General features: G+C 62.8%; 20 protein-coding genes and 1 riboswitch. Of the genes, 14 read left to right on the forward strand and 6 right to left on the reverse strand.

Annotated elements, in window-relative coordinates:
* Positions 1-46 precede the first annotated feature (46 nt).
* The 5 genes from NJG22_RS13920 (at position 47) to NJG22_RS13940 (ending at position 8,162) form a co-directional block, all read left to right on the forward strand.
* On the forward strand, positions 47-3,265 hold the full coding sequence (locus tag NJG22_RS13920) for a hybrid sensor histidine kinase/response regulator (protein WP_253095266.1): 3,219 nt from the start codon (positions 47-49) through the stop codon (positions 3,263-3,265).
* Between the two features lie 68 nt (positions 3,266-3,333).
* Entirely contained in the window at positions 3,334-3,981 is a 648-nt protein-coding gene (locus NJG22_RS13925; RefSeq protein WP_253095417.1) for a response regulator, read from the forward strand.
* A 115-nt stretch (positions 3,982-4,096) separates the two neighbouring features.
* Positions 4,097-4,696, forward strand: coding sequence for a fimbrial protein (locus tag NJG22_RS13930; RefSeq protein WP_253095268.1), 600 nt, complete (start codon positions 4,097-4,099; stop codon positions 4,694-4,696).
* A gap of 71 nt (positions 4,697-4,767) precedes the next feature.
* Entirely contained in the window at positions 4,768-5,520 is a 753-nt protein-coding gene (locus tag NJG22_RS13935) for a fimbria/pilus periplasmic chaperone (RefSeq protein WP_253095270.1), read from the forward strand.
* Positions 5,521-5,606: 86 nt separating this feature from the next.
* Positions 5,607-8,162 (forward strand): fimbria/pilus outer membrane usher protein, encoded by a 2,556-nt coding sequence (locus tag NJG22_RS13940; protein ID WP_253095272.1) that lies wholly within the window; start codon positions 5,607-5,609, stop codon positions 8,160-8,162.
* A 39-nt stretch (positions 8,163-8,201) separates the two neighbouring features.
* On the opposite strand, the gene crcB is transcribed toward NJG22_RS13940, so the two are convergent.
* Positions 8,202-8,579: a fluoride efflux transporter CrcB gene (crcB, locus tag NJG22_RS13945; RefSeq protein ID WP_217853825.1), complete on the reverse strand. Its 378-nt coding sequence runs from the start codon at positions 8,577-8,579 to the stop codon at positions 8,202-8,204.
* A 74-nt stretch (positions 8,580-8,653) separates the two neighbouring features.
* A riboswitch (Fluoride riboswitch) is annotated at positions 8,654-8,735 on the reverse strand.
* Positions 8,736-9,108: 373 nt separating this feature from the next.
* Here crcB and nhaA point away from each other — a divergent pair.
* Positions 9,109-10,305, forward strand: a complete 1,197-nt coding sequence (nhaA, locus tag NJG22_RS13950) for a Na+/H+ antiporter NhaA (RefSeq protein WP_253095274.1) — start codon at positions 9,109-9,111, stop codon at positions 10,303-10,305.
* Between the two features lie 110 nt (positions 10,306-10,415).
* Here the strand turns inward: nhaA and NJG22_RS13955 are convergent, their stop codons facing one another.
* Positions 10,416-11,177, reverse strand: a complete 762-nt coding sequence (locus tag NJG22_RS13955; protein ID WP_253095275.1) for an SDR family oxidoreductase — start codon at positions 11,175-11,177, stop codon at positions 10,416-10,418.
* Between the two features lie 9 nt (positions 11,178-11,186).
* A complete protein-coding gene (locus NJG22_RS13960) occupies positions 11,187-11,336 on the reverse strand; it encodes a hypothetical protein (RefSeq protein ID WP_253095277.1) in 150 nt (49 codons plus the stop codon).
* Between the two features lie 109 nt (positions 11,337-11,445).
* On the opposite strand from NJG22_RS13960, the gene NJG22_RS13965 reads away from it, so the two are divergent.
* Positions 11,446-11,658, forward strand: coding sequence for a hypothetical protein (locus tag NJG22_RS13965; protein WP_253095279.1), 213 nt, complete (start codon positions 11,446-11,448; stop codon positions 11,656-11,658).
* A 145-nt stretch (positions 11,659-11,803) separates the two neighbouring features.
* Here the strand turns inward: NJG22_RS13965 and tssM are convergent, their stop codons facing one another.
* The 3 genes from tssM to vasI are packed head-to-tail and all read right to left on the reverse strand — an operon-like array spanning position 11,804 to position 17,468.
* A complete protein-coding gene (gene tssM / locus NJG22_RS13970) occupies positions 11,804-15,397 on the reverse strand; it encodes a type VI secretion system membrane subunit TssM (protein WP_253095281.1) in 3,594 nt (1,197 codons plus the stop codon).
* The gene (gene tssA, locus NJG22_RS13975) at positions 15,394-16,848 is read right to left on the reverse strand and encodes a type VI secretion system protein TssA (protein WP_253095283.1); all 1,455 of its coding nucleotides are present in this window, start codon (positions 16,846-16,848) and stop codon (positions 15,394-15,396) included. Before tssA ends, tssM begins: the two co-directional genes overlap by 4 nt.
* Entirely contained in the window at positions 16,836-17,468 is a 633-nt protein-coding gene (gene vasI / locus NJG22_RS13980) for a type VI secretion system-associated protein VasI (protein ID WP_253095285.1), read from the reverse strand. The genes tssA and vasI overlap by 13 nt, the downstream gene beginning before the upstream one ends.
* A 316-nt stretch (positions 17,469-17,784) precedes the next feature.
* Between vasI and tssB the strand changes: the two genes are divergently transcribed.
* From tssB to tssJ, 7 genes are read left to right on the forward strand one after another with little or no spacing between them, the layout of a single operon-like run.
* Positions 17,785-18,288, forward strand: coding sequence for a type VI secretion system contractile sheath small subunit (gene tssB, locus NJG22_RS13985; RefSeq protein WP_253095288.1), 504 nt, complete (start codon positions 17,785-17,787; stop codon positions 18,286-18,288).
* 16 nt (positions 18,289-18,304) lie between these two features.
* Positions 18,305-19,795, forward strand: coding sequence for a type VI secretion system contractile sheath large subunit (gene tssC / locus NJG22_RS13990; RefSeq protein ID WP_253095290.1), 1,491 nt, complete (start codon positions 18,305-18,307; stop codon positions 19,793-19,795).
* Positions 19,792-20,202, forward strand: coding sequence for a type VI secretion system baseplate subunit TssE (gene tssE / locus NJG22_RS13995; protein ID WP_253095292.1), 411 nt, complete (start codon positions 19,792-19,794; stop codon positions 20,200-20,202). Before tssC ends, tssE begins: the two co-directional genes overlap by 4 nt.
* A 3-nt stretch (positions 20,203-20,205) precedes the next feature.
* Positions 20,206-21,972, forward strand: coding sequence for a type VI secretion system baseplate subunit TssF (tssF, locus tag NJG22_RS14000; RefSeq protein ID WP_253095294.1), 1,767 nt, complete (start codon positions 20,206-20,208; stop codon positions 21,970-21,972).
* Positions 21,936-22,952: a type VI secretion system baseplate subunit TssG gene (gene tssG, locus NJG22_RS14005; RefSeq protein WP_253095296.1), complete on the forward strand. Its 1,017-nt coding sequence runs from the start codon at positions 21,936-21,938 to the stop codon at positions 22,950-22,952. Before tssF ends, tssG begins: the two co-directional genes overlap by 37 nt.
* Positions 22,949-23,512 (forward strand): FHA domain-containing protein, encoded by a 564-nt coding sequence (locus NJG22_RS14010; RefSeq protein WP_253095298.1) that lies wholly within the window; start codon positions 22,949-22,951, stop codon positions 23,510-23,512. The genes tssG and NJG22_RS14010 overlap by 4 nt, the downstream gene beginning before the upstream one ends.
* Positions 23,509-24,306: a type VI secretion system lipoprotein TssJ gene (gene tssJ, locus NJG22_RS14015; RefSeq protein ID WP_253095300.1), complete on the forward strand. Its 798-nt coding sequence runs from the start codon at positions 23,509-23,511 to the stop codon at positions 24,304-24,306. The genes NJG22_RS14010 and tssJ overlap by 4 nt, the downstream gene beginning before the upstream one ends.
* Positions 24,307-24,333: the final 27 nt, after the last annotated feature.

Consider the following 24,333-nt stretch of genomic DNA (forward strand, 5'->3'; position numbering starts at 1 on the left):
CATTTGATATCGACGCCTCCCAGGCCTTTCGGACTCCGCTGCCCCCATGAAACAGTACAACGCCCTGCTGGAAAACCTTGCCCGCAGCTCACTGCGCCTTAACAAAGGCATGACCGCACTGCTGGGGCTGGCCCTGCTGCTGGTGGCTTTCAGCATCTGGTCGGTCCAGCGGCTGGTCGACGAACACCATGACACGGTGAACATTCACTTCGCCCGCCTGATGGAGAACATCCGCGAGCAGGAGTCCTTCCTGAAAGCCCTGGTGCGGCAAAGCGTCGAGGGCGAGCTGCTCGAGCGGCACCGCCCCCTGCAGGCCGCACTGACGCCCCTGGCCGCGGAAGGCCCGGAAATCTACGAAGGCCAGGCGTTCTCGTTCACCCTGCCGTTCAGCGTCAAGCTCGACCACCAGCGCGTCGATAGCAGCCAGATGCTGCGCATCTTCAGCCAGGGCGCGAACCTTGCCGCCTTCTACAGCAGCTTCTGGTCGGCTGCCCACTACCGCTCGCCCCAGGTGATCTTGTTCTCGCCGGGAATGCACTACGACATCGCCGTGCCCGCCGCCGGCCGTGGCCGCGGCCAGACGGTCAGTGGCAACGAACCCTTCGTGGCGGTGATCGGCCAGGTGGCCGCACGCCTGCCCGATGAAGCTGCCTGGGCGCAGGAAGACGTGGTCCTCTGGCGCAGCTACGTCGCCCATCCCGACCAGGCCTCGCCGGCGCGGGTACTGGCGTTTGCCAGTATTGCCCAGGACCCGGCGCGGGCCAGCGCCGGACGCTTCCAGGTGGCGTCGTTGGTCGACCTGGCCCAGATCAACGATTTCGAACGCATCATGGCCTGGACCGTATATGACCGCTTCACCCTGTTCGCCCCCTCCGGTAGCGTCCTGATCGGCGAGTCCCTGCCGCTGGCCGACTTGCAAGAAGGCCTGAACTTCAAGGCCAACGGCCTGGTGTTCCGTCTGCACGAGCAGGCAAACGGCGGTTGGAGCGCGGTCTACACCGTGACCTACCAGCACTTCTTCCGCTACGCGTTCTGGTCGCTGGCCAGCCTCGCCATCACCTTCCTGGTGCTCTTCGGCCTGGGCCGGGTGGCCATCCGCTGGTACCAGCAACGGGTCATCCTGCCCGCCCGTGCGGCCCACGAAACCATCGCCGAGAGCGAGGCCTTCAGCCGGGTGGTCATCGATACCGCCCCGACCGGGCTGTGCGTGGTGCGCAACGCCGACCATGCCGTGCTCCTGGAGAACCAATGTGCCCAGCAGTGGCAAGGGAACGGCGAGCTGATCAAGAGGCTCGCGCCGCAACTGGACAACAGCCGCAGCGGCGAGCATCACGCGCAGATCGACGGCCGCCACCTCAAGGTTGCTTTCGTCTCGACCCGCTATCACGGCGAGGAGGTCAAGCTGCTCGCCTTGAGCGATGTCACCCGCCATGTCGAGGACGCCCAGGCACTGGAAGACGCACGCCGCGCCGCCGACGCCGCCAACCAGGCCAAGACCCTGTTCCTGGCGACCATGAGCCATGAAATCCGCACCCCGCTGTACGGCGTGCTGGGTACCCTCGAACTGCTCGGCCTGACCCCGCTGGATAGCCGCCAGCAGGGCTACCTGCACACCATCCAGCGTTCCTCGGCGACCCTGTTCCAGCTGATCAGCGACGTGCTCGACGTGTCCAAGATCGAGTCTGGGCAAATGGCCCTGGAGCCCGTGACGTTCTGCCCGCTGGACATGCTCGAGGACACCCTGCGCACCTATCGCGCCTTTGCCCAGCGCAAGGGCTTGCTGCTATATGCCTGCACCGATGCACAGCTGCCGGCGCAGGTGGTCGGCGACCCGATACGCATCCGCCAGATCCTCAACAACCTGCTGAGCAACGCCATCAAGTTCACCGACACCGGCCGAGTGGTGCTGCGCACCCGCGTGCTGGCGATCGACGCCACCCAGGTCAGCCTGGAATGGCAGGTGACCGACAGCGGCATCGGGATTTCCGAGCTGCAACAGGCCCGGCTCTTCGAGCTGTTCTATCAGGTCATGGATGCCACCAGCGAGGGCGGCGCGGGCCTGGGCCTGCCGATTTGCAACTGGTTGGCGCAGATGATGGGCGGGCAGATCAAGGTGGTCAGCGAGCCAGGGTTGGGCAGTAGTTTTTCGCTCAAGGTCAGCCTGCCGCTGGCCGCGGGCGCACTGGGCGACTGTCCGCAACTGGTGCCCGAGCCGAGCCCGGTGTACGTCCGCGCGCCGATACCGGAGCTGGCCCAGCACTGCGTCGACTGGTTGCAGCGCCTGGGCATCGCCGCCACCCTGACGATCCCCGCGCAGGAGCAGGACAACGCCCAGGCCCTGCGGGTGGACCTGCTCGACTGCCCGGACGCCGAACCCTGGCAAGGCACGCGCATCTGCGCCAGCAGCGACGGCCCCGTACCCGCAACCTGGGTCGATGGTCGCTGGCAAGTGGACATGCACGATGTGCGCGCCATTGCCCGGCTCATTGCCCTGGTGCGCCAGGGCGGCGCGGCAGATGACCAGCAAGCGCTGCAACAACAACGCGCCGCCCTGCGCCTGCATATCCTGGTGGCCGAGGACAACCCGATCAACCAGGCGATCCTTCAGGAACAGCTCGAAGCGCTGGGCTGCACCACGGTGCTCGCGGCCAATGGCGAGCAAGCCCTGCAACGCTGGCAGCCCGGCCTGTTCGACGCGGTGCTGACCGATGTGAACATGCCGCTGATCAACGGCTATGAACTGGCCAGGACGCTACGCCAGCACGATGCCCAGTTGCCGATCGTCGGCGTCACCGCCAATGCATTGCGCGAGGAAGGCCAACGCTGCCTCGAGGTGGGTATGAATGCCTGGATGGTCAAGCCATTGAGCCTGCAAACCTTGCGCAGCCACCTGGTGCGCTTGTGCCAGCCAAACCTGGCCGACGGCCCCAGCCGCGACGCACCTGAGACGTTGGTCGCACCGAAGGCGCCCGTGCCAGCCGACACCGTGCAGCTATCGCCGGCCATGCGCGCGCTGTTCGTCAGTACCTTGCAGCAAGACATGGATCATCTGCGCCAGGCCCTGGCACAGCACGACAGCCAGCGCCTGGGCGAGCGCCTGCACAGCATCGCCGGCGCCCTGGGCGCCGTGCAGGCCCGAGCCCTGGCCGAGCAATGCTGCGCACTGGAAAATGCCCTGCTTGGCGCGCCACTCGATGCGCCCCTGGCCGGGCGCGTGGAGGAGGTGCTGGCCAGGCTGGCGGCACTCCTGGCCACACTCCAATAGAATCCCCCAAGCGCTCAACACCAATGGAAACACCCCTCCCATCCGCACCGGCTAACGGGTCGTCTTTTATGGAAAAACTCAAGGTCATCATCGCCGACGATCACCCCATCGTGCTGCTCGGCGTGCGCGAACTGGTCGAGCGTGACTCGCGCTTTTGCGTGGTCGGCGAAGCGGTCTGCTCGCAAGGGCTGATCGATCTGCTCGAAGCGCAAGCGGTAGACGTGGTCATCTCCGACTACAACATGCCGGCCGACTCGCCCTATGGCGACGGCCTGAAACTGATCGACTACCTCAAGCGCCACTACCCGGCGATACGAATCCTGGTCCTGACCATGATTTCCAACCCGCTGATCCTCACGCGGCTGCACGAACTGGGGGTGGACGGCGTCATCCAGAAAAGCCAGTTGCACGGCGAAATCGAAAAAGCCCTCAATGCCGTCGCTCGCAACAATCCCTACCGCTCGCAAGCCCCTGCGCGCAACTCGGTCATCGCCTGCACCACCGCGCTCGATCAGCGGGTGGAGAGCCTGTCGCCCAAGGAGTTTGAAATATTGCGCCTGTTCGTGGCCGGACAAAGTGTCAGTGAAATTGCCCGCAGCCAAAACCGCAGTACCAAAACCATCAGCGCGCAGAAAGTTTCGGCCATGCGCAAACTTGAGGTTAATAGTGACCAGGAGTTGTTGGCCTATTGCCTGGCGGGCAATGTGTTCAATTGAAACAATGGCACCCGGCTAGCATTCAGATTCGTCTGATGTGGTAATAAGCCCACGCGACTTATCGTAAGCGTGCATTTCACATGCAGCACTTACCAATAATCGCGTGGACATCAAAATGAAAAAGTTCTCCCTGGCCGCATTGACCCTGTCGCTGATCGCCGCTTCCGCCGGCGCCTTCGCCGCCGAACCTACCGGTCCGACCAAAGGCGGCAGCGGCAAGATCGCCTTCACCGGCGTGATCAACAATGACGCCTGCTCGGTCGACGGCGCCAATGCCGACCGCGTCATCGCCGTGGACATGGGCACTGTCTCGATCAAGGACATGGGCACCGCCGAGAACCCGGCATCGGGCCGCGTTACCGGCAAGGACTTCAACCTCAACGTCAACTGCAACGTCGGCACCAAGGTGTCCATGGTCTTTGACGCCAACAGCGGCGGTTCGGGCCTGGTGACTGGCAAGAAAGTCCTGGCCCTGACCAAAGGCACCGGCACCGCCGCCAACGTCGGTATCGCCCTGCTCGACCCAGCCGGCAACCTGATCGACCTGAGCTCGGCGGCCACCGCCAAGATCCAGAGCGACGTGCACGGCACCGGTGCCGAGGGCGGCGACGCCACCCTGAGCTTCTCCGCCGCCTACGTGACCACCGGCGCTGCCGGCACCGCCACCGCCGGTCGTGGTGACGCCACCCTGCCGTTCATCCTGCAGTACGAGTAATCGCCCCGCAGGTGCCCCATGCGCGAGGCTGCAAAGCCTCGCCACTTGTTCATCCCGCAAGGTGCCCGACCATGTTGCGTCGTTCCGTGTATCCCGTGCTCGGCTTGCTGGGCATGCTCGCCGCCGCCCAGGCAACCGCCAGCATTTCCCTCAGCGCCACCCGCGTCGTGTTCGACGGCGCGCACAAGGAAGCCAACGTCACCGTGCGCAATGGCAACCAGGAAGTCCTGGTGCAATCCTGGGTCGATGGTGGCGACAGCGAACTGGCGCAAGTGCCGTTCGCCATTACCCCGCCGCTGGCCAGGGTACTGCCCAAGCAAGAGCAATTGCTGCGCATTCTGTATGAAGGCCAAGGCCTGCCGACCGATCGCGAATCAGTGGTCTGGCTGAATGTCCAGGAAATTCCACAAGCCAGTGGCCAAGCCAATACCTTGCAGTTGGCGGTACGCCAACGCATCAAGATTTTCTTCCGCCCGGCCAACTTGCCCGGTAATGCCTTGTTGGCACCGGAACAACTGGTCTGGCAACTCACCGCGCACGCGGGCAAAGCGCAATTGACCGTGAAGAACCCCAGTTTGTATCACGTGTCCATGGCCGATATCGAACTGAAGCTGGGTAAACAAACGGTCTTCAGCGCCGACTCGACCATGATTGCGCCCGGTGCGCAAAAAACCCTGGGTAGCGCACTTTCGCCGACACAAAGTTCGCTGACCCTGACCTTCAAGAACATCAACGACTATGGCGCACAACATAAATATTCGGCGCGTCTAGACAACGCCCAGCCGGCGAACGCCAAGCCCGCAGAACCCACCATCGCCTTCTGAAAACCGTCGCGCCCTAGCTCGCGCGCCGGTTTGCGTGCGGCCTCCCCGTGCCCAGCCCGTGCCGGGACATGAAATAGGTTCCTCGTATGTCTCTGTCCATCGCAGCCCGCCCCGTCCGCGGGGCCGACGCAGGCGCGCGCGCGTCCAAGCGCAGCACGCCCCGCCCGACCTGGCAACGCAACGCCCTGTCGCTGGTGATCGGCGCCGCCCTGCCCGGCCTGGCCGCCGCCGACGCCGACACGCAACTGCAGGGTTTCAACACCACCTTCCTGCAGGGCGCGCAATCGACGGTCGACCTGCAGCTGCTGCTGTCGGCCAACAGTGTGCTGCCGGGCAACTACCGGGTCGACCTGTACAGCAACGAGGTGCTGGTGGGCCGGCGTGACATCGACTTCAAGCGCAACGACCAGACCGGGCGGGTGGAACCCTGCCTGACCCTGGAGCTGCTCGAGCAGTTGGGCATCGACATGGACAAGCTCAGGGCACAGGGGCGCCTGGACACCGCGCAGGCTTGCCACGACCTGCCCACGCTGATCGACCAGGCCAGCCTGAGCTTCGATTCGAGCCGCCTGCGCCTGGCCGCGAGCATTCCGCAGCTGGCCATGAAGCGCGGCCTGCGCGGCTACGTCGACCCACAGCTGTGGGATGAGGGTGTCTCCGCGGCGTTCATCAACTATCAGTTCAACACCAGCCGCAGCAGCAGCGACGAGCAGACCCGCACCGCCAACAACCTGAGCCTGCGCAATGGCCTCAACCTGGGCGGCTGGCGGCTGCGCAACGAGTCCAACTTCAGCAGCGGCACCGGCCGCCCGGATACCTTCAAGAGCAACCGCAGCTACCTGCAGCACGACGTCACCGCGCTCAAGGGCCAGTTCAGCGCCGGCGAGATCTTCAGCGACGCCGACCTGTTCGACAGCGTGCGCTACCGCGGCCTGAAACTGGCTTCGGACGAAGGCATGCGCGCCGACAGCGAACGCGGCTACGCCCCCGTTGTGCGTGGCGTGGCCCAGACCAGCGCGACCGTGGAAATCCGCCAGAACAACTACGTGTTGTACACCACCAGCGTGCCGCCCGGGCCGTTCGAGATCAGCGACATCTACCCCAGCGGCTCCAACGGCGACCTCGAGATCACCATCATCGAGGCCGATGGTCGCCGCCGGGTCAGCGTGCAGGCGTTCTCCAGCCTGCCGCTGATGGTGCGCAACGGCCAGGTCAAGTACAGCCTGTCCGCCGGGCGCTACAACAGCAACAGCGAGGGCCTGGCCACGCCGCAGATGCTCAGCGGCACGCTGGCCTACGGCCTGTCCAACACCCTGACCGGCGTGCTCGGCCTGCAAGCCACCGACGACTACAAGGCGCTGGCCGTGGGCAGCGGCCTGAATACCCTGCTGGGCGCGTTTTCCCTCGACGTCACCCATTCCTCGAGCAAGGCCCAGGGCCAGACCACCCAGGGCAACAGCCTGCGGGCGCTGTACGCCAAGACCTTCACCGGCACCGACACCAACTTCACCTTGGCCGCCTACCGCTACTCCACCGAAGGCTTTCGCACCCTCACCAACCACATCGAGGACCTCAGCACCGACGTGCGCCGGCGCAGCGGCAACTCCAAGACCCGCACCGACCTGACCATCAGCCAGAGCCTAGGGCGCAACCGCGAGTTCGGCAGCCTGTACCTGACCGCCATCGACCAGCGCTACTGGAACCGCGGCGGCTCGCAGAGCCTGTCGGCCGGCTACAGCAACAACTGGGGCGAGGTCACCTACAACCTCGATGTCAGCCACACCAAGGACCTGGATAACGCCGGCCCCACCAGCGACGACACCCAGTTCAACCTCTCGGTGTCGTTCCCGCTGGGCAGCCGCGTGCGCGCGCCGCGTGCCTTCGTCACCACCAGCACGCAGAAAGGCAACGACACCACCCAAGCCGGCGTCAACGGCTACCTGTCGGAAACCAGCGACACCTTCTACTCGATCCAGGGCGGCCACAGCCGCACCAGCGGCAGCTCGGCCTCGGCCAACCTGAACACCCGCACCTCGGTGGCCGACATCAGCCTGGGCTACAGCCAGGGCCGTGGCTACGACTCGCAGAACCTCAACCTGGCCGGCGCGGTGGTGGCCCACCGTGGCGGCATCAACCTCGGCCAGACCGTCAGCGAGACCTTCGCCCTGGCCCAGGTGCCTGGGGTGAAGGGCGCGAAGATCAGCAGCTACAGCGGCGTGGAAACCGGGCGCAACGGCTATGCGGTGATCCCCAACGCCCAGCCGTACCGGGTCAACTGGATCAGCCTGGACACCCGCGACCTGGGCGGCGACATCGAGATCGACAACGCCACCCAGCAGCTGGTACCGCGCCGCGGCGCCGTGGTGCTGGCCCGCTACACCGGCAAGAGCGGGCGTCGCGTGCAGTTCGAGCTGTTCGATGGCAGCGGTCAGCCGCTGCCGTTCGGCGCCTCGGTGGAAGATGCCGAAGGCCGCCAGCTGGCGATTGCCGACCCAAGCGGCAAGGCCTTGGTGCTGCTGGAGCAGGACCAGGGCGAGCTGAGCCTGAAGTGGGGCGAGCAGCACTGCACGGCGCCTTACCAGTTGCCGGAGCGGGACAGGGCGGTGAACTACGAGCGCCAGCGCTTGATGTGCCGGCCGTGATTACCGAGCTTGGCGCCGTGCTCGCGCGCAGCGCCAACCTCAACCCAGCCAGCGCACCAAGGCGAACCCGGCGAAGGTCATCAACAGCGAACCCAGCACATGCGCCAGCACCGTGGCCATCGCCCAGCCGGCGCGGCCATGCATGAGCATCGACAGCACCTCGGCGGAAAAGGTCGAGAACGTGGTCAGCCCACCGCAGAAACCGGTGGTGATCAGCAGGCGCCAGGCCGGGTCAAGGTTGGGAAACCGCAGGAACAATGCCATCGCCGCACCAATGATCAAGCCACCGACCAGGTTGACCAGCAAGGTGCCCATGGGCATGCCGGCAAACAGCGAATTCAGGCGCAGGCCCAACCACCAGCGCAGCACGCAACCGGCACTGCCACCGACGACAACGGAAAATAAGGACAGGTACATCGACAAGCTCCAGCAAAGGTCGTTAAGACCCCCATGGAGAGACAGGCAAGCGCCTGCGCACCCCTCCACTGGGGGTTGGCGCAGGCATCATCAGCACTAGGCTCTGTAGGCAAAGCCCAAGGCGGTTCAAGGAGGAATGCCATCTCCTGGCGGTCGATGCTACGCAAGCGCCGATGGGCTGACAAGCGCGCCTGGCAACATTTGGACGCAAATAACCGAGGCAAAGCCCCATCCGCATCGCTAGAATGTGCGCCTGGCGTGTGCTGCGTGCGCCCGGGAGCCCTTCCCGAATACGGAGAACATTCATTTGTTTTCCGTGAGACTCGACCATGTTGCACGCATGCCTGCTATCCCCATGGCGCTTTCCGTCCCGTGTGTTCACGGTATGGCTTGCCGCGCCGCTTTACCCATCCTTCTTCTCGCTCATCGCCGCAGTGGCCCGTCGCAATCGGCGCCATCGTCTCGCCGTGCCTGTTGCCCGCCGCGCCGCTGCCTTCGCGAGGGCGACGTCATGAACGAGGACCGCACCATGCATGCCCCCCTACCCCACAAGCGCTCGATGCTGCGCGAGTTGCTGGCCACCGAAGCGGCCGGCGGCGTCTTGCTGATGTTCACCGCCGCCCTGGCCATCGTCATCGCCAACAGCCCCTGGGCCGAGGCCTACCTGCACCTGCTGCACCTGCCCGTGGGGCCGACCCTGACCGACAAGCTCGGCCCGATGACCGTGCACATGTGGATCAACGATGGCCTGATGGCGATCTTCTTCCTGCTGGTGGGCCTGGAGATCAAGCGCGAGCTGGTCGACGGCCGCCTGGCCAGCTGGGAGCAACGCCGCCTGCCGGCCCTGCCGGCGTTGATGGGCATGGCGGTTCCCGCGCTGATCTACCTGGCTGTGTCCCGCGGCGAGCCCGGCCTGGCCGGCGGCTGGGCGATCCCCGCCGCCACCGATATCGCCTTCGCCGTCGGCGCCCTGGCGCTGCTCGGGCGCCACGCGCCGCTGTCGCTGAAAGTGATGCTGGTCTCGGTGGCGATCATCGACGACATGGGCGCGGTGGCGATCATCGCGGTGTTCTATACCTCGTCGATCGACCTGCTGGCGCTGGCTGGCGCCGCCGCTATCATCGCCGTGCTGCTGGCCTTCAATCGCCTGCGCGTGGTCGCGCTGTGGCCCTACCTGCTGGGCATCGCCGCACTGTGGTACGTGACCCTGCTGTCGGGCGTGCACGCCACCATCGCCGGGGTGGTCGGCGCGCTGCTGATCCCCTACAGCACCGGCACTGAAAAGGCCCGCGAGGCCAGCCCGCTGCTCAAGCTGGAACACGGCCTGGCTCCCTGGGTGGGCTTGCTGATCGTACCGGCCTTCGGCTTTGCCAACGCCGGGGTTTCGTTCGGCGACCTGGGCTGGGCCGACATCTTCGCCCCGTTGCCCCTGGCCATTGCCCTGGGTCTACTGCTGGGCAAACAGCTCGGCGTGTTCGCCGGCGTCCTGCTGGCGGTGAAAAGCGGCCTGGCCAGCAAGCCGCGTGGCGCCAGCTGGTTGCAGATCTACGGCGTGGCGATGCTGTGCGGCATCGGCTTCACCATGAGCCTGTTCATTGGCGAGCTGGCCTTCCCCGGCCAGCCCGACAAGGTCGACGCCGCCAAGATCGGCATCCTGCTCGGCTCGTTGCTGTCGGCGGTGATCGCCTGCGGCATCCTGCGTTTCGCACCCAAGCAGGCAGACTGACCTCCACCCCGAGGGCCGCATGGCGGCCCTTCTTGTACCAGCAACCTCGATACGGGTTGAGGCGGCGTTGCCAGCCGCCTCGCCATGCTCAGGTACGCCCGCTTGCCCGCTCAGCGCACAATCGATATCCCGCCATCCACCCGCAACGCCGCGCCCGTCATGAAGCTTGACGCTGGCGAGGCCAGGAACAACGCCGCCTCGGCGATCTCCTGCGGCTGCGCGAGGCGCTTGAGCGCGTGCAGCCCCGCCACCTGCGCCAACGCCTCGGGGCTGTTCGCCACGCTGCGGCCCATGGGCGTGTCGGTGCCACCCGGCAACAACGCATTGGCGCGGATGCCCTGGGCGCCATATTCCGCGGCGATGACCTGGGTCAGCCCGATCAGCCCCGCCTTGCTGGCCGCGTAGGCGGCCATGCCAGGCATGCCCAGGGTGTGGCCGACGAAGCTGGAGGTGAACACCAGCGCACCGCCACCTCGGGCCTGCAGTGCCGGCAGTTGGGCCTGGGCGCAGAGAAAGGCGCTGGTGAGGTTGGTGTCGAGGGTGTGCCGCCAGGCGCTGAGCGACAACGCCGGCAACGGTGCCAGCTCGCCCAGGGTCCCGGCATTGTTGAAAGCGATGTCCAGGCCGCCGAAATGCCCCTGGGCGGTATCCACCAGCGCCTGGGCCAGGCCGGGGTCGTTGATGTCCCCCGCGACCGCCACCGCCGATGGATAACCTTCACGCCCCAGCGTCTCGAGCAATTGCTCGAGCGCCGCCTGCCGTCGCGCACTGAGCACCAGCCGTGCGCCCTGGTGGGCGAACAAGAGCGCGGCGGCGTGACCGATACCCGAGCTGGCACCGGTGATAATGGCTACCTTGCCTGTCAATTGCATGATCGGTCCTCATCCTGAAAGGGTTGTTGGGTTGGCAACAGCACTTTCAGGGAGGGCGATGGGCAGCACACTCTGTTTCTTGCTCGCTGCACCGCGCTGCATGAAACCTGGCCAGCGGGTGTGGAAAACAAATGTAATGATGCGCGGGATGCGGGGCATGGCTACATGCCTCTACACTGCAAATTCCGCCACGTGTTTGTCTGGGCATCGCGCCCACGCAAGGACACAGAGCAATCGCCCAGGGATGGAGACACAAGCAAGGTGATGTATGGCATTCAAGAATAACTACCTGATCCAGCTCTTACGCAAACTGCCCCAGGGCCGCGCCACCCCCTCCTGCCACCCGCTCAGTGCAGAAGAGTCGAACCTGCTCGAGCACTTCCGCGCCCTGCCGGAACGCGACCGCATCGCCCTGCGCCTGCTGTGTTCGGCGATCCATCTGACCTCGGCGCCTGAAGCGAGCTCCGGCGCGCCGCTGTAGCGTCCAAGTGTGGGAAGACAGAGGCCTTTGGGCCTCTTCTTCTATGCTGGGAAGCGATTGCGAGCAGCGCTTGCCGGATGATCATCGCCACGGGGACCAACCAGCTGCCCAGGCGTACTGTGCACAAGCCGCAGCCTTTGTCGGTCTACCAGGCTTGTGCAAGCCTGGGTGGCTGCTGCAACAAACCGCGCGGTAGCTTGAAGCCTTTGAACGGCTCTTGCGTGATGGGGTTAAAGGCCTTTTCGGCATTCAGCCGATAGCGCATCACACCCTCTCCGGTGCGGAAACTCAGGTCCACGCTGGTAGCCGTGCGTCCATTGAGCGAGCCACGGCTGAGCAAGCGGAACATCGACCACGGCCCTCGATACTCCAGGCTGCTGCTATTGCCGTTCTGCCTGAGCAAGGTCAGGTTGCTGCGCACCTGCTGCCCCAAGGTATTGGGCCAGACGATACCGGTGATCTGGCGCGGACCATGGGTATAGGAAATCAACTGACCATCCAGGTCCAACACGCTTGTGCGCTGGTTAGCGCTAAGCCCCAACGGCTCGATGCTGAACTGCACGCTGAGGTTGCCGCGCTGATCGAAGAACGTTTCGCGGATGAGGTCTGCCCGCTCCAGCTGTTCGAGTACATCGCTGCGAATCAACGAGTGCCCTTGCTGGCCGGCCTGCAGGGCTTCACGGTTGTCCTTCAGGAACACCTTCAGGTACTGATCGTTGAACTGCTGCAGCCGCCCTTTCGGCCCGAAGAACGCCTCAAAGTCATCCAGCGAGGCATCGGGGGCTTTCACCACGAAGGGATAGCGCCCAGCCAGGCGCTGCTGGAAGAAGCTGTACACCTCGGCATCCCAACGCCGTTCAAGCTCGCGCAGGGCCTCCACATTGAGCACTTGCGCCGTTTGCTCGGCCACTTTCCTGACCTGGTGGTTGATCGGCTCTGGCAAGCCGGTGGCAACGCGTTGCAGGGTGCTGATAGGGTCATGCCCGGTCATCGAGAACCGCTGATGCACGGCCTGAAGTGCTGCTTTGCCTCTGTCCGGGCTGCCCTGCACCGCCTTGGCGTAGTCATGGACTGCGCCAATGGCGCCAAGGGTTTCGTCGTAGTAGCTGGGCTTCTCACCCGTTGCCCGCAGCATCGCGCTCAGCCCTGCAAAGGCACGCTGAATTGCCCACGCCTGTTGCTGCTCTGGCCTGCCGGTTGTCGGTCGCAGCTCCTCAGTCTCCTCGGGTACATCGACGCCCACAGCGGATGAAAGCGCGGTGTTGTCCCTCACGGTATCCAGCAACCGATGCAAGGGGGCCGCAGGCCCGGTGAACTGCTGCAGAATCGAAACCCCGTGATCCAGGTCGCGAAAATCAGCCACCGAGAAGGCATTCAATGCTCGCCGCCAACTGTCGATAAAGTCGGCGCTGTACAGGTTACGAAGCCGTTCTGCCAGCGCCTCACGGTCGGCATTCGAGTAATCCAGATGGCCGCGCTCGCCCAACGCCCACTCATCGACCATCGCCAGTTCAGCGAACCGCTGACTGCGGGGTAGGAAGTATTCTTTGAAGCCCTTGGCGGTGAGCATCGGCGCTAACAAGGCATCATCATGTTGCCTGGCGCCGGCAGACGATTGATACACCACATCAAAGGCCGGCCCGACTTGAAGACGCAAGTCCAAGCCGCTGTGCAACTGCTCCCCGGCCTGCTGTTTAAGGCTTGCATAGACCCGCTCTGCGAGCGGGACCCTGCGCAAGGTCTGCTGCACCTCGGCAATACGCTGGCGGTACTGGGGCAGATCAGTATCGGCATAGGCCAGGGCATACTTCAGGTGCCGCATCAGGTCGCGTTGCAATTGCCCCTGGCCTGGGAACTTTTGCTGCCACCGACGGGCCATCCAGTCCTCGACCCATTCGGGCCGGCGGTTCTGGCGGTCCTCCAGCATTCGGTAAACCCTGAGGGCAGCCATTTGCTGCTCGCTGCCTGGCGGGGCCGCATCCATGGCATCGACTACCCCACTGGCCAAGGCGGGCAGGAAGCGCTTGGAAAGCAAGCTAAGGTAGGCCTCATCAACGCGAGGACCGATGGCGCGCCCCTGATACAGGCCTAAATCAGCGACGCCCGGCCACGCGGCCCGATAGTCGCCAAACACCGACACTGCGTCGCGGATCTGGTCCAATGGCTGCAACAGGTTGCGCCCGGTCGGGTCCAGGCGCTGGTCGACTTCGTGATGACTGTATTCCCGGCTCTTGGCAAGCACGTTGGCGGCCTTGGCGCCATTGATATCGAAGTAGCGTTGCCAACTGGCGATGCCGACACACAACGCCAGGACGCCTACGCCAGACCCGACCCAGAGCAGTTGGCGCTTACTGCGCGCCACTCTGATGTTGTCCCCGGCAAGTCCGGATTCCGGATAGATGACGCGCCCGAATGCGTGCTGGATGAAGTAGGCCAGCGCCTTGCCCTGCGCCTTGCCTTCAAGCAATGGCAGCTTGGTCTTGTAGGGCTGTGCCGCCTCACGAACGAACGCATTGAGCATGTCGCCTTGCTGTACCACCGAAGACCAATACAGGCCACGTACCAAGGCAGGCGTGGTGAAGCGGTCGCTTGCCAGTGTCTCTTTCAGGAAGCCCAGCAGAATCGGGCGCAGCCCGACCAACTGGGCATGCAACGAGAAGAGACGCGCTCGCAGTGGCGCACCGCCCAACGTATCGAGTCGGTCCAGCACCTGCTCAAACAACTGACTGATCAATCGATCGTAATGATCGCCATACTCGTCCAGCCAGGCGTCGAACGCCCCCATCGCCTCCAGCTTGAAGGTGAAACCCAGCAGTTTTTCCCGCGAGGCAACGGGAAGCCCGGCGTAGAGCTGGTCAAAACCCTCCAGCAGATCGAACTTGGTCAACACCACATACAGCGGCAGCCGCGAGCCCAGTTGACTGCTCACCTCGTGCAGCCGTGTACGCAACACATGCGCCAGGGCAACGCGCTGTTCCGGCGTGCCATGCAATAGCGCGGGCAGGTCGACAACCAGCAACACGCCGTTGAGGGCTCTCTGGCTGCGGTTGCGCAGCAGCCAACCCAGCAGGTGTTGCCACAACCTGGCCGGCGCGCCCGGCACTTGCGATGCGCCGACTTCACCGGCTGGCGAACCTGGCCGCGGCTGTTGACTGATGAAAGCACCCGGCGGGTCGATGATCACCGCGTCGTTGCTGACCCACCAACCAATCGGGTAGGCCAGCGCTTGTGCTTGTCGGCCGCGCGTCTGTGCCTTGTCGATACGGGTCAGGGAAAAATTTTGTTCGGTACGGTCGATGAAACTGGTCTTGCCTGCGTGCTGCTCGCCCAGCACCAGGTACCAGGGCAATCGGTACAAGGCGCGTCGCCCGCCAGCATTATGCAGGAGACGCGAAAGCCCTTGGTCCAACGCCTTCTCTTGCGCCTGAACGAACGGCAGTACTCGGTCCAGTTCTGTGGCCACTGCCTGATCGCGCTCTGTCCGCAGACGGCGATAACGTCTGCGCAGCACAACGAGCCAACACAGCAGTGGTACCAGTACCAGCACCAGACTGGCCAGCCCTCGATGGGCCATGCTGGCCAACGGCTGCTGTTCACGCCACGTCCATTGCGGGCCGAGCCACCAGATGGCAACGAGCACCAGTGCAGCACCCAATCCGAGCAGCAGCGGCATGGCCAGACCGATACGGGTCACCAGGGGCAAGCCCCATCGCTTGAGGTGCTTCCACAGTTGATTCATCGTGACTCCCGTTCCTTGTTCGGATCAGTCTGCATGTACGGTGCCGCATACTGCTGGAGGCGCTGAAACACCTCTGGCTCCCAAGTGCTGGCGGTGGTTTCCTGCATCGTTCTGGCTACACCCGCGCACAAATCGCGGGCCAGCCAGGACACGCCCCGAGCGGCCAGCAGGTCAGCTGCGATAACGGTGGTATGGCAGCGTTCACGGGGGGCTTGGAGCTGCGCGTGCATCCCTTGCAACCGCAGCAGAACGGGCTCGACACCACCCGTTTCCAGCTGGCTGAGCAGTTCCTCGCGCAGGCTGACAAACTCATGGACGGCCGCGCCCTGCTCGGATGCGCCTTGTGCCCCCTTGAGCCACCCCAGGCATTGGTCATCGACAAATACCCGGCCGTCGCTGAAACACAGCTGCTGCAGGGCTGGCATACGCTGCACAAAGCGCGCGGTCGCAGCACGAATAGCCTCAGCCACCTCGCCCATGGCCAGCCGCGTGGCGGCGGTTGCCGCCAGGAAACTGCCGCGTATCCAGTAGGGGCAAGCCGTCACGCTCTTTTCGATCCGCATGAGCAAGGCCGCGTCAATCGCGGTGCCCGCAATGGCATCTTCATAATCACCGGCAATATCCTGTGGTACTGCCATCAGCTCTGTGCGGTTACCTTGCTTGGCTTGCGGCGCCGCCTGGATATGGGCCCATACGCCGAACCGGCGTAGCTGATAGCCGGTCGGGTCGTACGGGTCTTGCTGATTGATCTGCTCGGCCATGGCCAGCATGGCCCTTCGAGACTCACGCGCGTTGCCAGGCGATGCGCGACGCATCGGTGTCGCGATGACATCGGCCAGCGGTGCAGGCTTGATAGTTGCAGCCGAGGCCGATTCGCCCACGCCGCTGGCAAGCTCGCTGTACTTGCCAAGCAGCCGTTGTAGTTCGCCCAGGACCGCTTCATCCAACTGCGCGACAGCTTGTTGCTGTTGCAAGCGTTGCAACGCGTCCTGGGCTGCCGCCGCATGAGCGGGGCTATACGTGAAACGGTCCAGCCGTGGCAGCGCCTCGATCAAACGCTTGAGCATCAGGGCCACCAGCTTGCGCTTGCCCAGCAAGCCTTTAGGGCCGGGTTTCGGGTATGCGCTTTGCCAATACTGTTCAACCAGGCCGGCGAGCATTGCCAGGGTAAAACCCCAGCGTTCCCAGCACCGGCTGCGCAGCCAGGCGACACTCAGGTGCGCGGCGATGCGCAAATGCTTGCTCTGCTCACCCAAGTACTGGCGGGACGCTTCTTCGATGTAGGGCCAGTCGATGGAAGACTCTTGCAGCCCGCCCAGCTTGACCATTTCCTGGTCAATGGCCTGATAGGTTTCGTCCTCGACATCGAACAGGCCGGCAGGCGCATCCGCGTCGATGGGAGCGAGCAGCCGGGCAATTTCCTGCGCGTCGACCTGCGCTACCAGCGACATGTTTTGCGCGCCTCGCCGATGAGCGGGTCCAGGCCTTGAGCATCGAAGACCAGCCCATCAACGGCTGGATTGTCGCTTTCAACCAGGATGCGCTGGGCTCCGATCAGCTTTTTGATCTGCTCGATGCCTGGCAAGCCTCTACCAGCGTCAAGTACCTGACCGTTCTCAGTGACCTGCCAGGGGGTAGGGGCCGTCGCGTCACGCTCACCCCGCAGTCGGATCTTCACCCATCCAGCATTGATCGGCTGCGCAGCGACCAACTGCAACCTGGAGATGTTCTGCACACAGCTGATCACCAAGTAGGGATGCGGCGCGACCGAAGCGATCGCAGGTGCGCCGATCATGAGCCCATGCTCTGTAGCACTCAGACGAAACATCAGGTTATCTGCCGCCCGCCCCGCCTCATGGATCATCACACGGTGCAACGTGGGCGAGCCTTGTTCGGGCAAAGACCACTGCACCGGTCCAAGATGAGCAGGGGTTCCGGCTGATTTGTCGAAACAAGCCAGGCGCTCAAGGTTAGACACTATCCGGGGGCAATCCTGATTGGAATACGCGGACATCGGCATGCAACCGAGTATCAACGAGAGACTTACGCCATACGTTTTCTTACCAAACATTGCGAATGCTCTCCTCTCAATAGTACATATGCCCTACTCAGACAATGGATTACAAAACCCACTACCGGCCACCCCCGAAACATAATCCGGCGAGAGCCTATCCCATAAAAATCACCAAACACAAACAAATACTTTCTTACATTTTTGCACTCGACTACATAACAACATCGAAGGCATTGTTTTTTAGAGAACCGCAACACGCGCTGCGAACTTGTTTATTTCCAAAATCAAAATCATGGAAATTTCCTACACAACAAACTCCAAACCAACCAAGCACTAACCAGAACTACCTCACCAACAAATTAGAGATTCTGCCATGTCAAAATCCACAGGATCCGTTGCACCCAAAGAGCGCATCAATATCAAGTATGTACCCGCCACTGGCGATGAACAGGCCGAAGTAGAGCTGCCGCACAAGATGTTGCTGCTGGGTGATTTTGGCCTGGATGACACTCGCGCCCTGGAAGACCGTGCGGTCATGCGTATCGATAAACACAGCTTCAACAACGTGTTGAACGACGCCGAGGTCAGCTTGGCCATGAGCGTCCCTTCCCTGCTCTGTACTGCCCCCGATGCAGAGCTGGCGGTCAGCCTGCAGTTCAAGTCGATCAACGATTTCGGGCCCGACCGCGTCGCCCGCCAGGTGCCGGAGCTGAACAAGCTGCTGGAGTTGCGCGAAGCCCTGGTCGCCCTCAAGGGCCCGCTGGGCAACGTGCCCGCGTTTCGCAAGCAGTTGCAGCATTTGCTGAACAACGAGCAAGCACGCAAACAACTCGCCGCAGAACTGGACCTGGTGCTTGAGGCACCAAAAGAAGACTGAGACAACGGAGCGTCCCATGCCAAGGCCAACCAGCACTACAGTCGCCGTTGAAACGACGGGCGAGACACTGAGTAACGCCACCCTGCTCGACCAGATCATGGCCGAGACCAAACTGGTCCCCGCACAAGAGGGCTACCAAGTTGCTCGTCAGGGTGTATCCGCCTTCATTGCGGAAATACTCAAAAGCAATGATCCAGACCAACTAATCAACAAACATCGCGTTGATCAGATGATTGCAGAGCTGGACCGGGTACTGAGCAAACAGATGGATGCCATCCTGCACCATCCCGAATTCCAGCAACTTGAATCCGCCTGGCGCAGCCTCAAACTACTGGTCGACCGCACGGACTTCCGAGAGAACATCAAGCTTGAAATCCTACACGTCAGCAAGGACGACTTGCTCGATGACTTCGAGAATGCGGCCGACATCACCTGCAGCGGCATCTACAAGCACGTTTACACGGCGGGTTACGGCCAGTTTGGTGGCGAACCGGTTGCGGCCATGGTCGCCAACTACAACTTCGGGCCTGCTTCCCCCGATATCAAACTGCTGAGTTACATGGCGGCCGTTGGTGCCATGTCGCACGCGCCCTTCCTCGCAGCCCCATCCCCCGAGTTCTTCAACTTGAGCAGCTTCGAAGAGCTGCCCAACCTGAAAGAGATCAAGGACATCTTCGCCGGCCCACGGCATGCCAAGTGGCGTGCGTTCCGTGAAAGTGAGGATTCGCGCCACGCTGCACTGTGCGGCCCGCGGTTCATGCTCCGCTCTGCCTATCATCCGCAGGAAAATCCCGCCCAGAGCTTTCACTACGCCGAGGACATCGCCGGACGACACGAAAACTACCTGTGGGGCAACGCCGCCTTCCTGCTGGCCAGCTGCATCAACGACAGCTTTGCCCGCTACCGCTGGTGCCCGAACATCATCGGCCCACAGTCGGGTGGTGCCGTCGAAGACCTGCCGGTGCACCTGTACGAGTCCCTGGGGCAACTGCAGGCCAAGATCCCGACCGAAGTGCTGATTTCCGACCGCAAGGAATTCGAGCTGGCCGAAGAGGGCTTCATCGCCCTGACCATGCGCAAGGACAGCGACAACGCCGCGTTCTTCTCGGCCAATTCGGTACAAAAACCAAAGAATTTCCCCAAGACCCCGGAAGGGCTGCAGGCGCAGACCAATTACAAGCTCGGTACCCAGCTGCCCTACCTGTTCATCGTCAACCGGCTGGCCCACTACATCAAAGTGCTGCAGCGCGAGCAGATAGGTAGCTGGAAAGAGCGCAAGGACCTTGAGTCCGAGCTGAACAAATGGATCAAGCAGTACGTCGCCGACCAGGAGAACCCTTCCGCTGATGTGCGCAGCCGACGCCCCTTGCGTGCGGCAAGGATCGAGGTGTCGGACGTTGCCGGCGACCCGGGCTGGTACCAGGTTTCGCTCGCCGTGCGCCCGCACTTCAAATACATGGGCGCGAATTTCGAGATTTCCCTGGTCGGTCGGCTTGATACCCAATGAGTGGTTTTTTTGATCGCCTGGTGACGGATCAGCCTGAACGTCGCACGCCCTCTCGGCAAGAGAACGCTGCCGAGAAGTTTGCCGCCATCAAGCGTCACCTGGAAACGCTGCTCAACGCGCGCCAGGGCTGCTCACAAAGCAGCCCTGAGCTGGGGCTGCGTGACTTCAATGGGTACGACGCAAGCAGTGGCGACTTGCTCAAGCAGGTCAGCACCGACATTCGCCGCACCCTCCGGCACTTCGAACCGCGCGTGCACGTGCGTTCGCTCAAGGCCATGCCCGATTGTCACGCCCCGCTGGAGTTGCACTTCAGGCTGGACTGCCAGGTGCAGGTCAACAACCACAAGGAGCAGCTGCAACTGGAGCTGCTGGTCAACGGCCATAGCCGCCATACCCGAGTGAGGTGACCGATGTCACTCAAGGATCGATTCAGCGAAGAGCTGCGTTACCTGCATGAGCTGGGGAACGACTTCGCCAAAGACAACCCACAGCTTGCCCGACTGCTCGGCAAGGGTGGCAGCGACCCGGATGTCGAACGCCTGATGGAAGCCTTTGCTTTCCTCACGGCCAAGCTGCGCCTGAAGTTGGAGGATGACTTGCCAGAGCTGACGCACCCTATGCTGCAGCTGCTGTGGCCCAATTACCTGCGGCCGCTGCCGAGCGCCACGATCATCCAGTTCACGCCACGCAAGCAAGCGCTCAGCCAGTCGCAACGCATTGCCAAAGGCTCATCGCTGTTCTCCAAACCCGTGGATGGCGTGCCATGCGAGTTTCGCACCTGCATGGCGGTGGACATCCATCCGTTCGAGATCGAATCGGTGAGCGCCACCCAGACACTCGACAGTTCGGTGGTACGCATCGACCTCAGCACCTTGGTCGAGCGCCCCATGAACACCCTCGGCTGCGACAGCCTGGATTTTCACCTAGGTGGTGATACCCAGACTGCACGCACCCTGTATCTATGGATCGCTCAATACCTCAAGCATGTCGCCGTGACGATCAATGGCGAGGTCCACCGGCTGCCAGCCAGCAGCATCCACTTCCCAGGCTTCAGCTCAAACGAAGGGCTGCTGCCTTACCCACAGAACGTCTTCGACGGCTATCGGACCTTGCAGGAGTACTTTGTATTCCCAAAGCGCTTCCACTTCTTCAGCGTAACCGGGCTGGAGAAAGTCTGGCCCGCTCAAGCCACTGCGCAGGTGGGCCTCGAGTTTCAATTCTGCCGCCAGCTACCTGCCTCGCTACGCATCAGCAAGGCTGACTTCAGCCTGTTCTGCACCCCAGCTGTAAACCTGTTCAGCCACAGCGCCGAACCGATCGACCTCTCCAACCGGCTCGCCCCTTCCGACCTGATACCCAGGGGCAAAGAGCGGCACGCCTATGAAATATTCAGTGTCGATCGGGTGATCAGTACCCGTACGACAACCGACGGAAGCACCGGCGAACACCTGCGCACCTTCCGCCCCTTCGAATCGTTCGCCCATGAGATCGAGCATGTTCAAGGCCGCACGGCCTTGTATTACCGCTACAGCCTCGAAGACTCACTGCGTGGCAGTGGCGTCACCCACCGCATAGCCTTCGTACGAGCGGATGCCAACGCTTACATCGGCGAGCTGGAAACCGCATCCATCGACCTGACGTGCACCAACCGCGACCTGCCACTGGCGTTGGGCATCAATGACATCAATGCCCTCACTGAAGCCACCCCACCCTTGGTGACGTACACCAATATCTGTGCGCCAACCCGCCCCTATCGACCGGTACTGGACGGCCAGTTGCAGTGGGCCCTGATCTCCAACATGTCGCTCAACTACCTGTCGCTGCTTTCATCCGAACCGCTGAAAGCGGTCATTCGCGCCTATGACTTCGTGGCCTTGCACGACCTGCAGCAGACGCGCACCACCCAAAAACGCCTCGAAGGTATTCGGGATATTCAGACCCAGCCTCTGGATTGGCTAATCAAGGGCCAACCCATTCGCGGGCTACGAACACGGCTGAAGCTGGATCAGGCCGCTTTCCTCTGCGAGGGCGACCTGTACCTGTTCGGTTGCGTGCTCGCGCACTTCTTCGCCCTGTACGCCAGCATCAATTCCTTCCATCAACTGGAAGTGATCAACATCACCAACAACGAGCACTACACATGGCCCATCCAGACCGGCAAGCAACCGCTGATCTAGCCGACAAGCTGCTCGCCGAGGCGCACCAGTACAACTTCTTCCAGTTGCTGGAACGCCTACACGGTTTGCACGGGGATGACCTGGAACCGCGTTGGCCAGATCCGGGCACCCGACAGCGCGTGCGCCTGGCCTGTGACCCACGACTGACCTTCCCGGTTTCGGACGTATACAAGGCCGAACGCATCCCTGGGGAAGCAGACCGCTATCGCGTGTACACCACGTTCATGGGCCTGCATGGCACCGACTCGCCGTTGCCCACCTATTACCTTGATCAGGTCGCGTATGAACACGCACAGGGCATCGGTGTACGGCCGGCGTTCTTCGACTTCTTCAATCACTACCTGCTCAGCCTGCTGCACCGCATCTGGCGCAAGTACCGCTACTACATTCGTTTCCAGCCCGGTGCCGGTGATGGGTTCTCCCAGTACATCTTTGCCCTGCTCGGCTTGAACGACAAACAGCTGCGCGGTGATACGGCACTGCCCTGGAGCCGGCTGCTCAGCTTCGCCGGTGTCATCGCCAGTCGCAGCCGTGCGCCGGGCACCGTCGCCGGCATCATCGCCCACTGCTTCGACTTGAAGCAGGTGCACATCCGCGAATTCGAAACCCGCTCGGTCACCACCACGGCCAGGCAACTGGTCAGCCTGGGGCGCAGCAACGGCGAGCTGGGCAGTTCTTTCATGGTCGGCAGCCGCACGCGCACGCGCAGCAGCAAGTTCACCATCGTGATCAGCGAACTCGACCAGGAACAATTGCATGCCCTGTTGCCCAGCGGCATCAACTTCAATCGCTTGCGTGCACTGATCGACTTCCTGTTGCGCGATGGCCTGGCCTATGACCTGGAACTACGCCTCAAGCAGAACGCCCTATCGCCCTTTTGCCTGCACCCAAGCCAGGGCGCCTACCTGGGCTGGACCAGCTTCGTCGCTGATCGTCACTGCCAGATCGCCCCTGTCGTACGGTTCCGGGGGCGCTCATGAGCCTATTGACCTTGAGCATCACCAACCTTGGGCAGTTGAAGCACAACGTCACGGCCCGACACCAGTTCGATTACAGCGGCGGCACCATCGGCAGTGCGGGCGCCACCTGGCTGATCGATGACCGTGAACAGACAGTTGCACCAATCCACTGCGAGATTCGCTGGATCGAGGGTGATTTCTGCGTCATCGACTGCTGCCAGCGCACCTACCTGAACGACAACTTCGACAGCGTGGGGCCACTCAACACAAGGCGATTGCTCGAAGGTGACCAACTGCGCATTGGCGCTTTGCGGCTGCTCGCTCAACGCTCACAGGCGGATGTGCGCTCACTGGAGGATCTGTTCAGCCCTGATCAGCGATCCCTCGATCACTGGCTACTCGATGCACCCGCCGAAGCCTGGCAACCCGCCTCAACCGCCCGTGAGGTCGCCGTTGAAATCTGCTCGGTCTTCGACCCAGGCATTGGCAATGACCCTTTGGCTGCGCTGGATGCAGTGGCGGGCACCGGTACTGGGCAAGTCGATCCTTTGCAGTCCCTGGAAGCGGGAGCACACCCATGACGCGTTACTCATTCGTGGCCGGTCTACTGACTGTGCTGATAGGGCTTTCGGGTTGCACGTCTCTGAGCAAGATCGGCCAGGTGATCAAGGATCCCTCGGTGCCCGTCGGGCCACCCAAGGAACACCCCACCCAAGTTGCATTCAGCATCAACGCCAGCCCGACGCTCAACGGTAACCCTCACAGCGTCGAGGTGCCGGTCGAGGAGCAGCCAGGCGCGCTGGCCCCCAACCCTTACGCGGTCAGCTTGAGCGCCGGTGATCCTTACGCCTTGACCGAAAAAGTCGGGGCCCTGTTCGAATACCTTCAGGAACAGTTCCCGGCAATGTCGCCCATCGCGATGCCAGTGATTGAGGACGCTGATCTGCCGCGCTCCCCCATGGAAGAGAGCACGCCCGGCCACTACGAAGATCCGACCGTGGTGCTGAGCCTCCCCCACGACACCGCCTGGGCCGCCGAGTCCATCGCCACGCCCATGGCCATCAAGATCCTGCAGTTGCGCGACGACTCTCTGCTGCGCAACAGCGTTTACGAACTGCTGGACAAGGACCCAGCCAAGGCCTTGCGCAGCACCTACATCCGCGATGACGACTACTTGGTACGACCTGGCCAGTTCAAGTTCATCCCCTTTGCGCCCATCGAACCCGAGACCCGCTTCGTCGCGGTGATCGCCGACTACCGCAGCCAGGAAAACGCCACCTGGAGCCAGGTGCTGCGCATCCCCCCTCGCGGCCACCAGCTCATCCTGTCGGTGTTGCTCAACGACACGCAGGTCCTGCTCAAGGAAGAAGACTGATGGCCACACTTACTCACGCTGACACGG

Source organism: Pseudomonas sp. VA159-2, from assembly GCF_024126635.1.
Classification (GTDB): Bacteria; Pseudomonadota; Gammaproteobacteria; order Pseudomonadales; family Pseudomonadaceae; genus Aquipseudomonas; species Aquipseudomonas muyukensis.